13 protein-coding genes are annotated in these 13,445 nt (G+C 70.9%); 6 read left to right on the top strand and 7 right to left on the bottom strand.

The genetic code is table 11. The features are described from left to right. Positions 1-77: 77 nt before the first annotated feature. The 4 genes from ACFWBW_RS24215 to ACFWBW_RS24200 all read right to left on the bottom strand — a co-directional run bounded on the left by ACFWBW_RS24215 (position 78) and on the right by ACFWBW_RS24200 (position 4,646). Positions 78-1,202 carry a GuaB3 family IMP dehydrogenase-related protein gene (locus ACFWBW_RS24215; RefSeq protein WP_266905383.1) on the bottom strand — a complete coding sequence of 375 codons (1,125 nt, stop codon included), beginning with the start codon at positions 1,200-1,202 and terminating at the stop codon, positions 78-80. A 167-nt stretch (positions 1,203-1,369) separates the two neighbouring features. Then, positions 1,370-2,875, bottom strand: coding sequence for an IMP dehydrogenase (guaB, locus tag ACFWBW_RS24210; protein WP_327254520.1), 1,506 nt, complete (start codon positions 2,873-2,875; stop codon positions 1,370-1,372). A 125-nt stretch (positions 2,876-3,000) separates the two neighbouring features. Further along, complete coding sequence (locus ACFWBW_RS24205) at positions 3,001-3,663, bottom strand: sigma-70 family RNA polymerase sigma factor (protein WP_385375841.1); 663 nt, start codon at positions 3,661-3,663, stop codon at positions 3,001-3,003. 371 nt (positions 3,664-4,034) lie between these two features. Beyond that, positions 4,035-4,646 (bottom strand): response regulator transcription factor, encoded by a 612-nt coding sequence (locus tag ACFWBW_RS24200; protein ID WP_003948568.1) that lies wholly within the window; start codon positions 4,644-4,646, stop codon positions 4,035-4,037. Between the two features lie 379 nt (positions 4,647-5,025). Here ACFWBW_RS24200 and ACFWBW_RS24195 point away from each other — a divergent pair, with 379 nt between their 5' ends. Continuing rightward, positions 5,026-5,361 carry a WhiB family transcriptional regulator gene (locus ACFWBW_RS24195; protein ID WP_250744119.1) on the top strand — a complete coding sequence of 112 codons (336 nt, stop codon included), beginning with the start codon at positions 5,026-5,028 and terminating at the stop codon, positions 5,359-5,361. Between the two features lie 229 nt (positions 5,362-5,590). On the opposite strand, the gene ACFWBW_RS24190 is transcribed toward ACFWBW_RS24195, so the two are convergent. Beyond that, the gene (locus tag ACFWBW_RS24190) at positions 5,591-6,490 is read right to left on the bottom strand and encodes a LysR family transcriptional regulator (RefSeq protein ID WP_385375838.1); all 900 of its coding nucleotides are present in this window, start codon (positions 6,488-6,490) and stop codon (positions 5,591-5,593) included. 79 nt (positions 6,491-6,569) lie between these two features. On the opposite strand from ACFWBW_RS24190, the gene ACFWBW_RS24185 reads away from it, so the two are divergent. The 3 genes from ACFWBW_RS24185 (at position 6,570) to ACFWBW_RS24175 (ending at position 8,855) form a co-directional block, all read left to right on the top strand. Continuing rightward, positions 6,570-7,247 (top strand): MOSC domain-containing protein, encoded by a 678-nt coding sequence (locus ACFWBW_RS24185; protein ID WP_385375835.1) that lies wholly within the window; start codon positions 6,570-6,572, stop codon positions 7,245-7,247. A gap of 9 nt (positions 7,248-7,256) precedes the next feature. After that, the gene (locus ACFWBW_RS24180; protein WP_385375832.1) at positions 7,257-8,030 is read left to right on the top strand and encodes an SDR family NAD(P)-dependent oxidoreductase; all 774 of its coding nucleotides are present in this window, start codon (positions 7,257-7,259) and stop codon (positions 8,028-8,030) included. A gap of 126 nt (positions 8,031-8,156) precedes the next feature. Beyond that, positions 8,157-8,855: an ester cyclase gene (locus ACFWBW_RS24175; protein ID WP_385375830.1), complete on the top strand. Its 699-nt coding sequence runs from the start codon at positions 8,157-8,159 to the stop codon at positions 8,853-8,855. Positions 8,856-8,972: 117 nt separating this feature from the next. Here ACFWBW_RS24175 and groL read toward each other — a convergent pair whose 3' ends face one another. Then, entirely contained in the window at positions 8,973-10,604 is a 1,632-nt protein-coding gene (groL, locus tag ACFWBW_RS24170; protein WP_327254515.1) for a chaperonin GroEL, read from the bottom strand. 136 nt (positions 10,605-10,740) lie between these two features. Beyond that, the gene (gene groES, locus ACFWBW_RS24165) at positions 10,741-11,049 is read right to left on the bottom strand and encodes a co-chaperone GroES (RefSeq protein ID WP_008739621.1); all 309 of its coding nucleotides are present in this window, start codon (positions 11,047-11,049) and stop codon (positions 10,741-10,743) included. Positions 11,050-11,811: 762 nt separating this feature from the next. Between groES and ACFWBW_RS24160 the strand changes: the two genes are divergently transcribed. Both ACFWBW_RS24160 and ACFWBW_RS24155 read left to right on the top strand, forming a co-directional pair. Then, positions 11,812-12,507, top strand: a complete 696-nt coding sequence (locus tag ACFWBW_RS24160; protein WP_385375827.1) for a response regulator transcription factor — start codon at positions 11,812-11,814, stop codon at positions 12,505-12,507. Beyond that, on the top strand, positions 12,500-13,445 hold a 946-nt coding region (locus ACFWBW_RS24155; RefSeq protein WP_385375824.1), incomplete at its 3' end, for a histidine kinase dimerization/phospho-acceptor domain-containing protein. The genes ACFWBW_RS24160 and ACFWBW_RS24155, both read left to right, overlap by 8 nt.

Genomic DNA, 13,445 nt, shown 5'->3' with positions numbered 1-13,445 from the left:
ACCGGGCCGCCCCGGACAACGCCTGAGGCCCGGCTCCCCACAGGGGGAGCCGGGCCTCAGGCGGTGCGAGACGGGCCTCAGCGGCTGTGCTGGGAGTCCGCGATGGTGACCTCGACCCGCTGGAACTCCTTGAGCTCGCTGTAGCCGGTGGTGGCCATCGAGCGGCGCAGCGCACCGAAGATGTTCATCGAGCCGTCCGGGGAGTGCGACGGGCCGGTGAGGATCTCCTCGGTGGTGCCGACCGTGCCGAGGTCGACCTTCTTGCCGCGCGGCACGTCCTCGTGGACGGCCTCCATGCCCCAGTGGTTGCCCTTGCCGGGCGCGTCCGTGGCACGGGCCAGCGGGGAGCCCATCATCACGGCGTCGGCGCCGCAGGCGACGGCCTTGGGGATGTCGCCGGACCAGCCCACGCCGCCGTCGGCGATGACGTGCACGTAGCGGCCGCCGGACTCGTCCATGTAGTCGCGGCGGGCCGCGGCCACGTCCGCGACGGCGGTGGCCATCGGGACCTGGATGCCCAGCACGTTGCGCGTGGTGTGCGCGGCGCCGCCGCCGAAGCCGACCAGGACACCGGCCGCGCCGGTGCGCATCAGGTGCAGGGCCGCGGTGTAGGTGGCGCAGCCGCCCACGATGACCGGGACGTCGAGCTCGTAGATGAACTGCTTGAGGTTCAGCGGTTCGGCGGCGCCGGAGACGTGCTCCGCCGACACGGTGGTGCCGCGGATCACGAAGATGTCCACGCCCGCGTCGACGACGGCCTTGGAGAACTCGGCCGTGCGCTGCGGGGAGAGCGCGGCGGCGGTGACGACGCCGGAGTCGCGCACCTCCTTGATCCGCTGACGGATCAGGTCCGCCTGGATCGGAGCGGAGTAGATCTCCTGGAGACGGCGGGTCGCGGTCGCCTCGTCCAGCTCCGCGATCTCGTCGAGCAGCGGCTGCGGGTCCTCGTACCGGGTCCACAGGCCTTCGAGGTTCAGCACGCCGAGGCCGCCGAGCTCGCCGATGCGGATGGCGGTCTGCGGGGAGACGACCGAGTCCATGGGAGCGGCCAGGAACGGGAGCTCGAAGCGGTAGGCGTCGATCTGCCAGGCGATCGAGACCTCCTTCGGGTCCCGGGTACGGCGGCTGGGGACGATGGCGATGTCATCGAACGCGTACGCCCGGCGGCCGCGCTTGCCGCGCCCGATCTCGATCTCAGTCACGTGTGGTGGCCTTTCCTGTGGGTCTGCCCGTCCAGTATCCCCGAACCCCGGCGCGCCGCGTTCCGGTGACCGCTGTACGGACGCACGCACCGGGCACGCCTGAGGGGCGGACCCGTGCGGGCCCGCCCCTCAGGTGCTGCTGCGGTGCTGCCGTGGCGCTGCTGCGATCAGCCCTTGCGGCTGTAGTTCGGAGCCTCGACCGTCATCTGGATGTCGTGCGGGTGGCTCTCCTTGAGCCCCGCCGAGGTGATCCGGACGAACCGGCCCCGGTCCTGGAGCTCCGGCACCGTGCGGCCGCCGACGTAGAACATCGACTGGCGCAGGCCGCCGACGAGCTGGTGCACGACCGCGGAGAGCGGGCCTCGGTAGGGGACCTGGCCCTCGATGCCCTCGGGGATGAGCTTGTCGTCGCCGCCCACGCCCTCCTGGAAGTAGCGGTCCTTGGAGAAGGACTTGCGGTCGCCGCGGGACTGCATCGCGCCGAGCGAGCCCATGCCGCGGTACGACTTGAACTGCTTGCCGTTGATGAAGAGCAGCTCGCCCGGGGACTCCTCGCAGCCGGCGAGCAGGGAGCCGAGCATCACGGTGTCGGCACCGGCGACGAGCGCCTTCGCGATGTCGCCCGAGTACTGCAGGCCGCCGTCGCCGATGACCGGCACACCGGCCGCCTTGGCGGCGAGCGCGGCCTCGTAGATCGCGGTGACCTGCGGAACGCCGATGCCGGCGACGACGCGGGTGGTGCAGATGGAGCCGGGGCCGACGCCGACCTTGATGCCGTCACAGCCGGCGTCGATGAGGGCCTGGGCGCCGTCACGGGTGGCGATGTTGCCGCCGATGACGTCGACCGTCGAGTTCGACTTGATCTTGGAGACCATATCGCCGACCAGTCGGGAGTGACCGTGGGCGGTGTCGACGACGATGAAGTCGGCGCCCGCCTCGATCAGGGCCTGGGCGCGCTCGTACGCGTCGCCCGCGACGCCGACGGCCGCGCCGACGAGCAGCCGGCCGTCCTTGTCCTTCGCGGCGTTCGGGTACTTCTCGGCCTTCACGAAGTCCTTGACCGTGATGAGGCCCTTGAGGAGGCCGGCCTCGTCGACGAGCGGCAGCTTCTCGATCTTGTGGCGGCGCAGCAGCTCCATGGCGTCCACGCCGGAGATGCCCACCTTGCCCGTGACCAGCGGCATCGGGGTCATGACCTCGCGCACCTGGCGGCTGCGGTCCGACTCGAAGGCCATGTCGCGGTTGGTGACGATGCCGAGCAGCTTGCCCGCCGGGTCGGTGACCGGGACGCCGGAGATCCGGAACTTGGCGCAGAGCTCGTCGGCCTCGCGCAGGGTCGCGTCGGGGTGCACCGTGATCGGGTCGGTGACCATGCCGGACTCGGAGCGCTTGACCAGGTCGACCTGGTTGGCCTGGTCGGCGATGGAGAGGTTGCGGTGCAGGACGCCGACGCCGCCCTGGCGGGCCATCGCGATGGCCATCCGGGCCTCGGTGACCTTGTCCATGGCCGCGGAGAGCAGCGGGACGTTCACACGGACGTTGCGGGAGATGAGCGAGGACGTGTCGATGGCGTCCGGGGACATGTCCGAGGACCCCGGGAGCAGCAGCACATCGTCATAAGTGAGGCCGAGCGTGGCGAATTTGTCGGGCACTCCGTCGGCGTTCACAGTCATGACACCTTCCAAGATGGTCTTGCTCAGCGCGGATGTCCATGCTAACGGGATCCCGACGCGTCTCATTCCACGACCAAGATCAAGGGCAAGGTTCGTAGCTTCCTACGGGAAAAACCCCGTACGGCCTACTGCTCGGCGAGCGCACGGAGCCGGCTCAGCGCCCGGTGCTGGGCGACGCGCACCGCCCCGGGGGACATTCCGAGCATCTGCCCGGTCTCTTCGGCGGTCAGTCCGACGGCCACGCGCAGGACGAGGAGCTCGCGCTGGTTCTCCGGGAGGTTGGCGAGCAGCTTCTTGGCCCAGGCGGCGTCACTGCTCAGCAGCGCGCGCTCTTCCGGACCCAGGGAGTCGTCGGGCCGTTCCGGCATCTCGTCGGAGGGCACGGCCGTACTGCCCGGATGGCGCATGGCGGCCCGCTGGAGATCGGCGACCTTGTGCGCGGCGATGGCGAAGACGAAGGCCTCGAAGGGGCGTCCGGTGTCGCGGTAGCGCGGCAGCGCCATCAACACGGCGACGCAGACCTCCTGCGCCAGGTCCTCCACGAAGTGACGAGCGTCACCGGGGAGTCGCGACAGGCGGGAGCGGCAGTAGCGGATGGCGAGGGGGTGCACGAAGGCGAGCAGATCGTGGGTGGCCTGCTCGTCGCCTTCCACCGCACGGCGTACGAGCGCGCTGACGGTACTGTCGCCGCTGTTCCGGGAGGCGTCACTGTTTCGGGAGGCACTGCTCCGGGAGGCGCCGCTGCCGCCTGTGGTCGCGGGTGACCCCGGGGCCTCGTCGTCGCGCATCAATCCATGGTGCCTTGGCGCCGGGGCATTCGCGGCACCGCGGCCCGTGTTGTACGTCGAAGCGTTATGCGTCGACGGGTTGTGCGGGGTGGGTGCACCGGAACTCATGCTCTGGCCCCTCCCCTCCCGCTCGGCCGAATCGTCCCCGCGGCGACATCTCCAGGATGCGCCACACCCTCAAGCATGCGGCATCGCGCCCGAAGCGACACGTCCCCCGGATTGTGCACCGTCAATCCCCGGTGCGCACCAGGGTGCGGCGGATCGGACGGCGGGAGATTCCGGAGGGCGGTCGGGACCGCGGGATCCGGGGGAGCCGGGCGGGCCGGCCCGCCCGCGGCACCGCCGGCCGGTGAGGGCCGGCGGTCGCGCGGTCAGCGGACCAGGCCCCAGCGGAACCCGAGCGCCACGGCGTGCGCCCGGTCGGACGCACCCAGCTTCTTGAACAGCCGGCGGGCATGCGTCTTGACCGTGTCCTCGGAGAGGAAGAGCTCGCGCCCGATCTCCGCGTTGGACCGGCCGTGACTCATGCCCTCCAGCACCTGGATCTCGCGCGCGGTGAGCGTGGGCGCGGCGCCCATCTCGGCCGAGCGGAGCCGGCGCGGGGCCAGCCTCCAGGTCGGGTCTGCGAGGGCCTGGGTGACCGTGGCCCGCAGTTCGGCGCGCGAGGCGTCCTTGTGCAGATAGCCCCGGGCGCCGGCGGCAACCGCGAGGGCCACGCCGTCCAGGTCCTCGGCGACCGTCAGCATGATGATGCGGGCGCCGGGGTCGGCCGAGAGCAGCCGGCGAACCGTCTCCACACCGCCGAGCCCGGGCATCCGTACATCCATCAGAATCAGGTCGGAACGGTCGGCACCCCAGCGGCGGAGGACTTCCTCGCCGTTGGCAGCCGTCGTCACACGCTCGACGCCGGGCACGGTGGCAACCGCGCGACGGAGCGCCTCTCGGGCAAGCGGGGAGTCGTCGCAGACGAGGACGGATGTCATGACCGCCCTCCGCAGCTGCTGATGCGCGTCACCTTGAGCCTCCAGGCTGGTACGTATCGTCACCTGTGCGGTCGATGCCCCCGGACACCTGTCCGAGAACTTCTTGGTTCAACCGCCTTCGCACTCTCAACGATGGTCACTCGAAAGAGTTACGGGTCGGACGGACACCTTCGGCACTCTACGTGAGGAAGCGAACACAAGGCGGGCGCCACTCGCCGCGTGTCCTCCAGATGACGGTATGCCCTATTTGGCGGCTTTCCTTCCGTTTGGCGCATGTCTGAGGCTAGATTCCCAATGAGTCATATTTACATCTACTACGACAGTAGGTGTGGAGACATGGACCGTATCCGCCTCAGTACCGGCACCAAGAGGACTACCAATGGCAGATTTCTCCCGCCTCCCCGGACCGAACGCCGACCTCTGGGACTGGCAGCTGCTGGCTGCCTGTCGCGGGGTCGACAGCTCCCTCTTCTTCCACCCGGAAGGCGAGCGGGGCGCGGCCAGGAGCGCGCGCGAGACCTCGGCTAAAGAGGTCTGCATGCGATGCCCGGTGCGTTCTGAATGCGCCGCGCACGCACTCGCCGTCCGCGAGCCCTACGGGGTGTGGGGCGGCCTCACCGAGGACGAACGCGAAGAACTGATGGGCCGCGCACGCCATCGCCTGATCCCGGCGACCACCGCGATCGGACCGAGCACGCCGATCGCTCCGCACTGAGCGGGCTTCACACGAAACGACCGAAGGAACGTTTCTCTGATTCGGCACACAGCACCGGCACGCCCCGGCGTGCCGCGCACCGGACCGGGCTGTCACCCGACCGGCCGTACCGCCGTACGGTCCTTCGCGTGGCGGCCCCGTCCGGGGGCCGGCGATCCGGCGCCGATGGGCCGGACGGCCTGACCATCAGCGCCGGATCACCGGCGTCGCACCATCAGCCGCCGGACCGTCAGCGCCGGGCGGCCCGCTCCAGCTGGGCCAGGGTCGCGGCCACCGCCGGGACCCGGGCCAGGTCGGGCAGGGTCAGCGCGACGACCTCCCGCTCGACGGCCGGTTCCACGACGAGGGTGCTCACTCCCTTGGCCCGTACGGACTCCACCGCGAGCTCCGGCAGCACCGCGACCCCGAGCCCGGCCCCGACCAGGCCGACCACGGCCGGGTAGTCGTCGGTGGCGAAGTCGATGCGCGGGGTGAAGCCGGCGGCTTCGCAGACTTCGACCAGATGGCGCCGGCAGCGCGGACAGCCCGCGATCCAGGGCTCGTCGGCCAGCTCGGCCATGCCCACCCGCTCCGCGCCCGCGAGCCGGTGCCCCTCGGGCACCAGTCCGACGAGCCGGTCGGTCAGCAGCGGCCGGACCACGAGGTCCTCCCACTCGGACGCCGATCCGGAGGCGCCGCCGTAGCGGAAGGCCAGCGCGAGATCGCAGTCGCCCTCGCGCAGCATCTCCACCGAGCGCGGCGGCTCCGCCTCGACCAGCGAGATCCGGGTCCCCGGATGCTCGGCGCGCATCGCCGCGAGCGCGGTCGGCACCAGCGTGGAACTGCCGCTGGGGAAGGAGACCAGCCGCACCCGGCCGGCGCGCAGCCCGGCGATGGCCGCGACCTCCTCCTCGGCGGCCGTCAGCCCGGCGAGGATCCCGGCGGCATGCCGGACCAGCGCCTCACCGGCCTGGGTGAGGCGCATTTCGCGCCCGGTGCGGATCAGCAGCGGGGTGCCGGCGGACTGTTCCAGCGCCTTCATCTGCTGGGAGACGGCCGGCTGGGTGCAGCCGAGCTCGCGGGCGGCGGCGGAGAAGGACCCGGTTCCGGCGACAGCGCGCAGAACTCGGAGATGGCGTGCCTCGATCACCCTTCGAGCATAAGGGGTGCTTTGATGCGGGCGCGAATAATCCCCGACTGCTTTGGGGCCGTTCGGCTAGCGTGTTGCCATGCATCTGATCTCCGTGAACCTGGGCCGTGCGACGGCCGTCGACCACACCGACGCCCCCGACGGGCTGACCGGTCACGGCAAGATCCCGGCGCCGGGCCCCGTACGGGTCTTCGCGCCCGGCCCCAAGGGGGTCGGCGCGAGCGGTGTGGAGGGGGACGACGTCTGCCACCTGCGCCATCACGGCGGGGACCACCAGGCCGTGTACGCGTACGCCCGCGAGGACCTGGAGTGGTGGGAGGACGAGCTCGGCCGCGAACTGCCCGGCGGGATCTTCGGCGAGAACTTCACCACCTCCGGCCTCGACGTGAACGGCGCGCTGATCGGCGAGCGCTGGCGGGTCGGCCCCGATCTGCTCCTGGAGGTGGCCTCGGCCCGCATCCCGTGCCGGACCTTCCAGGGGATGCTCGGCGAGAAGGCCTGGGTCAAGCGGTTCACCCAGGAGGCCCGGCCGGGCGCCTACCTGCGCGTCCTGCGGGAAGGCTCGGTCTCCCCCGGCGACACCATCGAGATCGCGCACCGCCCGGACCACGAGGTGACGGTGGAGTTCTGGTTCCGCGCCTTCACCACCGAGCGGGAGCTGCTGCCGCGCACGCTGGCGGCGGGTGACGCACTGGAGCCGGAGGCCCGGGACAAGGCGCTGACCCACCTGGAGAAGTACGGGAAGCAGGGCGACTAGGTTGCGCCTATGACGACTGCGTTGATTACGGGATCCACGGCGGGCATCGGCGCCGCCTTCGCCCGGCGGCTCGCCGCCCAGGGGCACAACCTCGTGCTGGTGGCCCGGGACACGAAGCGGCTCGGCGATCAGGCCACCGAGCTGCACGACCGGCACGGGATCGAGGCCGAGGTGCTGGCCGCCGACCTCTCCACCGAGGAGGGCATCGCGGCGGTCGAGGAACGCCTCGCCGACCGCAAGCACCCGGTCGACCTGCTGGTGAACAACGCGGGCTTCGGCAACAAGGGCCGCTACCTCGAAGTCTCCATGGCCGATGAGCTGGCCATGCTGAAGGTCCACATCGAGGCCGTGCTGCGGCTGACCTCGGCGGCCGTGGAGCCGATGCGCTCGCGCGGGCGCGGCGGCGTGATCAACGTGGCCTCGGTGGCCGCCTTCCTGCCGCGCGGCACCTACGGGGCGAGCAAGGCCTGGGTCGTGCAGTTCACCCAGGGCGCGGCCAAGGACCTGACCGGCTCGGGCGTACGGCTGATGGCGCTGTGCCCGGGCTTCGTGCGGACCGAGTTCCACGAGCGGGCCGGCATGGGCACCGACAACATCCCCGGCTGGATGTGGCTCGACGCCGACAAGCTGGTGGCGGCGGCCCTGGCCGATCTGGCGCGGGGCAGGACGGTGTCGATCCCGGACCCGCGGTACAAGGCGCTGATGAGCGTGGTGAAACTGACCCCGCGGGGGCTGCTGGGCGGGGTGTCCTCGCGTACGGGGCGCAAGTACGGACCCCAGTAGCGGCGCCCGTAGCGGCCCCCATGGCGGCCTCAGCAGTCCGGCCCGTGGTGACCTGTGAGTAAACACGGCATATGGGTGAAATCTCCCTAGACTGGATGTGTCCCATCCAGCGCGGGAGGCGACGCGATGACATTCGTACAAGTGATCGACTACGAGACCAAGCGCTTCGACGAGATGAACAGTCTCATCGACCGCTATGCCGAGCAGACCACCGGCAAGCGCACGGTCACCCACACCCTCATCGGCAAGGACCGCGACTCCAAGACCCACTACGTGGACCTCATCGAGTTCCCCTCGTACGAAGAGGCCATGAAGAACTCCCAACTCCCGGAGACCGACCGGATGTTCCAGGAGATGGTGGCGCTCTGCGACGGAATGCCGAAGTTCATGAACCTCGACGTGGTCCGCGACGAGTACCTCAACAAGCTCGTCGTGAACCGCTTCCTCGAGGAGGTCGTGGGCAAGGGCAACTTCGACGCCGTCGAAGAGTGCATCGCGGCCGACTACGTCACCCACGACATCATGGAGAGCGCCGGCGAGGGCAACGGCCGCGAGGGCATCCGCAAGACCGTCGGCATGTGGCGGGGCGCCTTCGACATGACCTTCGACATGACGCGCCAGATCGCCGAAGGCGACTGCGTCACCACGCTCTGGGACTGGAAGGGCACCCACAAGGGCGAGTTCATGGGGGTCGCGCCGACGGGCAAGGAATTCACCATGTCGGGCTGTACGACCTGCCGGATCGACAACGGCCAGATCGCCGAGGACTGGTGGTACTACGACGCCCCGGGCCTGATGCGCCAGATGGGCATGATGCCCGGATAACAGGCGGGACGGCAGACGGGAAAGCAGACGGGAAAAGCCCCGGTCACCACCGCTTGGCAGCGGTGACCGGGGCTTTTCCGTGCTTGCTTGCCGTGCTTGCCGTGCTTGCCGACGAGGTCAGTGGCTGTGGCCGTGGCCACCGTGGCCGTGACCGGCGTCGCCCTCGTCGTCGGCCGGCTTCTCGACGACCAGGGTCTCGGTCGTGAGCAGCAGCGACGCGATGGAAGCGGCGTTCTCCAGCGCGGAGCGGGTGACCTTGACCGGGTCGATGACGCCGGCCTTGACCAGGTCGCCGTACTCGCCGGTGGCGGCGTTGAAGCCCTGGCCCTTCTCGAGCTCGGCGACCTTCGCGGTGATGACGTAGCCCTCGAGGCCGGCGTTCTCCGCGATCCAGCGCAGCGGCTCGACGGCGGCGCGGCGCACGACCGCGACACCGGTGGCCTCGTCGCCCGACAGGCCGAGGTTGCCCTCGAGCACCTTCACGGCGTGGACGAGGGCGGAGCCACCGCCGGAGACGATGCCCTCCTCGACCGCGGCGCGGGTCGCCGAGATGGCGTCCTCGAGACGGTGCTTCTTCTCCTTGAGCTCCACCTCGGTGGCGGCGCCGACCTTGATGACGCAGACGCCGCCGGCGAGCTTCGCCAGGCGCTCCTGCAGCTTCTCGCGGTCCCAGTCCGAGTCGGTGGACTCGATCTCGGCCTTGATCTGGTTGACGCGGCCGAGGACCTCGTCGGAAGAGCCGCCACCGTCGACGATGGTGGTGCTGTCCTTGGAGATCGTGACGCGGCGGGCGGAGCCCAGTACGTCCAGACCGGCCTGGTCGAGCTTGAGGCCGACCTCCTCGGCGATGACGGTGGCACCGGTGAGGGTGGCCATGTCCTGCAGCATCGCCTTGCGGCGGTCACCGAAGCCGGGCGCCTTGACGGCGACGGCGTTGAAGGTGCCACGGATCTTGTTGACGACGAGGGTGGAGAGCGCCTCGCCCTCGACGTCCTCGGCGATGATCAGGAGCGGCTTGGAGGCGCCGGCCTGGATGACCTTCTCGAGCAGCGGCAGGAGGTCCTGGATGGAGGAGATCTTGCCCTGGTTGATCAGGATGTACGGGTCATCGAGGATGGCCTCCATACGCTCCTGGTCGGAGACCATGTACGGGGACAGGTAGCCCTTGTCGAAGGCCATGCCCTCGGTGAACTCGAGCTCCAGGCCGAAGGCGTTGGACTCCTCGACGGTGATGACACCGTCCTTGCCGACCTTGTCCATCGCCTCGGCGATGAGGTCACCGACCTGCTGGTCCTGCGCGGAGAGCGCGGCCACGGCGGCGATGTCGGACTTGTCCTCGATCGGACGGGCGGTCGCGAGGAGCTCCTCGGACACGGCCTTGACCGCGGCGTCGATGCCCTTCTTCAGGGCGGCCGGGGAAGCACCCGCGGCGACGTTGCGCAGACCCTCGCGGACCAGCGCCTGCGCCAGGACGGTGGCGGTGGTGGTGCCGTCACCCGCGACGTCGTTGGTCTTGGTCGCGACCTCCTTGACGAGCTGCGCGCCAAGGTTCTCGTACGGGTCGTCGAGCTCGACCTCACGCGCGATGGTGACACCGTCGTTCGTGATGGTGGGAGCGCCGAACTTCTTGTCGATGACGACGTTGCGGCCCTTGGGACCGATCGTCACCTTCACGGTGTCGGCAAGCTTGTTGACGCCACGCTCAAGGGCGCGACGGGCGTCCTCGTCAAACTTGAGAATCTTCGGCATGGGAGCGGTTCAGCCCTCTCGTTGCTATCCCCGGCCGCTCACCGCGACCGCCTGTCAAGAACGAACTACGCCCCTCGCCGCCCGGCATCAGCAGGGGTGACCAGGGGCGTAGCTCAAAGCAAAACTGGAGAAGTGATTACTTCTCGACGATCGCGAGCACGTCGCGGGCCGAGAGGACGAGGTACTCCTCGCCGTTGTACTTCACTTCGGTGCCGCCGTACTTGGAGTACAGGACGACGTCGCCGACGGTGACGTCCAGCGGGAGACGCTGGCCGTCCTCGAAGCGACCCGGACCCACGGCGAGGACGACGCCCTCCTGGGGCTTCTCCTTCGCGGTGTCCGGGATGACCAGGCCAGAGGCCGTGGTCTGCTCGGCGTCGAGCGGCTGGACCACAATGCGGTCCTCGAGCGGCTTGATGGCAACCTTGGAGCTGGTGGTCGTCACGATCTGACCTTCCGCTTCGGAGATCCGGGGTTAATTGTCTGAGGTGGCGACCAGGTCGATCCGTCGTCGCGGGTGCCGGACCTGCCTGTCGCTGTGTTGGCACTCACCAGGGGTGAGTGCCAGACGCGAGACTATTCCGGGGATTAGCACTCGGTCAAGCGGAGTGCCAATACGCGCCGCTGGTTTCGCAGCCGGGGCCGCCTGTGCGGGCCCCGGATCCCGCACCCTCGGGGGCACCCCCGGGCCCCCGAATCCCCCGGCAGCGCTGCCGGGGACCAGTCCCCGGACCCCTGCTCCTCAAACGCCGGAGGGGCTGGGGGTGGCCTGTGTCGGTGCCGGGCGGCGGGTGGGGCCGGGGGCTCCCCTCCCGACCCCGGCCGGGTAGGCCATCGACCCCCGCCCGGGCAAGCATTCACCCCCGGTTGGGGGTGGTCTTCTTTTCGGCCGTCCGGCCAAATCCAGCCCCGCCGACGAGCCCCAGGGGGCCGGGCGCAGCCCGGGGTTCGGCGCTTCAGCCCGTCCGGCGTTTGAGGACCGGGGCAGGGCCGGCCCTGGGAACGGTGGAAGGGCGGGTAGGGGACTTCGCCCCGCAGGGCCGAACCCAGCCGCCACCCGCCCACCGGGCCCACGCCGGGACGGCGGTGGCGGCAGCCCCGACCGGCCGCCACCGGACGGAGTCCGGTGCAGCGGGGCGAAGCCCGCGCAGCGGTGCGAGCTCCGCGTCGAGAAGGGGAGTGGTGCCCGGTATGTGAGGCTTGGGGCATGCGGATCCTGGTCGTCGAAGACGAAGTCAGCCTCGCCGATTCACTGCGGCGCGGCCTCTCCGCCGACGGCCACTGGGTCGACCTCGCCCACGACGGCCACCGCGGCCTGGACCTGGCCCTCACCGGAGGTCCGTACGACGTGGTCCTCCTCGACCTGATGCTCCCCGGCCTCTCGGGCTACGAGATCTGCACCCGGATGCGTTCCCACGGCGTCGCCACCCCCGTGCTGATGCTGACCGCCAGGGACGGCGAGTACGACGAGGCCGAGGGCCTGGACTCGGGCGCGGACGACTACCTGACGAAACCGTTCTCCTTCGTCGTCCTCGCCGCCCGCCTCCGCGCCCTCACCCGCCGCGCCACCGCCGCCGCCGGCGACGCCGACCGGACCGGCGTCCTGCAGGCCGGCGACCTCGTCCTCGATGCCCGCGGCCGCCGCTGCCGCCGCGGCACCCACGAGATCGAGCTGACCGCCCGTGAGCTCGGCGTCCTGGGCTGCCTGATGGAACAGCCCGGCCGGGCCGTCGCCAAGAAGGACATCCTCGACGAGGTCTGGGACACCCCGCACGGCATCGACCCGAACATCGTCGAGGTCTACGTCTCCTCGCTCCGCCGCAAGATCGACGCCCCCTTCGGCCGCCGCTCGATCCTCACCGTGCACGGCACCGGCTACCGGATGGCCCCGGACGGTGGCTGAGCCGCGGCCGAAGCCCCGCCGGCCCCGCCGCCTCGGCAGCCTGCGCACCCGCGCCGCCGCGGCCGCCGCCCTCGCGATGGCTGCCGTCCTGGCCGCCGGCGGGCTGTGGCTCTACACCCTGCTGCGCGCCAACCTCATCGAGAACACCACCGGCCGCACCGAGCTCGCCGCCCGCAAGGTCGCCGCCCAGTACGACACGGGGAGCCTCCCGGCCGGGGGCCGGCTGCCCGCGCCCGAGGGCGGGGTCGACCTGGTCCTCGTACGGAACGCGGCCGGTACGGTCGTGGCCACCAGTGGGGACCTGAAGGACACGCCGGAGCTGACGGAGCTGAGCCCCGCGCCCGGCCGGGACGTGCGGTCGGCCGTCCTGCCGCCCGCACGCCCCGGCGCACAGCGGCGCGTGGTGGTCGCCGTGGACGCGCCCGGCCCGCCGGGGGCGCACGACCCGCACACCGTCTACGCCGCGACCGCTCTCGGCGACGTCGACGACGCCAACCGGGCCGTCGCGCTCGGCCTGCTGGCCGGCGCGCCCCCGCTGATCGCCTTCTCGGCGGCCCTGGCCTGGTGGGTGACGGGCCACGCGCTGCGCCCGGTCACGGCGATCCGCACCGGGCTGGCGGCGGTCACGGGGAGCGAGCTCGACCGGCGGGTCCCGGACCCGGGCGGCGCCGACGAGATCGCGCAGCTGGCCCGGACGGTCAACGACACGCTCGACCGGCTGGAGCGCAGCGACGCCCGGCAGCGGCAGTTCACCGCCGACGCCTCGCACGAGCTGCGGAACCCCCTCGCGGCCGTCCGGTCCCGGCTGGAAGTGGCGTTGCGGGACCCCGACCGGGAGTCGGTGGCGGGAGGGGTGGGTGGCGGCCAAAAACGGCCAGACCCCCCCGCCTCCCCCCCCCCTCTTTCCCCCCCCCCCAACGGGACACCCCCCACCCCCC

The organism is Streptomyces sp. NPDC059957, from assembly GCF_042730015.1.
GTDB lineage: Bacteria > Actinomycetota > Actinomycetes > Streptomycetales > Streptomycetaceae > Streptomyces.
This window is presented reverse-complemented; position numbering and strand designations above follow the sequence as displayed.

Coding starts and splice junctions, on each gene's coding strand:
- ACFWBW_RS24185 (WP_385375835.1), top strand. CDS start 6,570: ATGCATCTGATCTCCGTGAACCTGGGCCGTGCGACGGCCGTCGACCAC.
- ACFWBW_RS24160 (WP_385375827.1), top strand. CDS start 11,812: ATGCGGATCCTGGTCGTCGAAGACGAAGTCAGCCTCGCCGATTCACTG.
- ACFWBW_RS24175 (WP_385375830.1), top strand. CDS start 8,157: ATGACATTCGTACAAGTGATCGACTACGAGACCAAGCGCTTCGACGAG.
- guaB (WP_327254520.1), bottom strand. CDS start 2,875: ATGACTGTGAACGCCGACGGAGTGCCCGACAAATTCGCCACGCTCGGC.
- groL (WP_327254515.1), bottom strand. CDS start 10,604: ATGCCGAAGATTCTCAAGTTTGACGAGGACGCCCGTCGCGCCCTTGAG.
- ACFWBW_RS24200 (WP_003948568.1), bottom strand. CDS start 4,646: ATGACATCCGTCCTCGTCTGCGACGACTCCCCGCTTGCCCGAGAGGCG.
- ACFWBW_RS24205 (WP_385375841.1), bottom strand. CDS start 3,663: ATGCGCGACGACGAGGCCCCGGGGTCACCCGCGACCACAGGCGGCAGC.
- ACFWBW_RS24195 (WP_250744119.1), top strand. CDS start 5,026: ATGGCAGATTTCTCCCGCCTCCCCGGACCGAACGCCGACCTCTGGGAC.
- ACFWBW_RS24180 (WP_385375832.1), top strand. CDS start 7,257: ATGACGACTGCGTTGATTACGGGATCCACGGCGGGCATCGGCGCCGCC.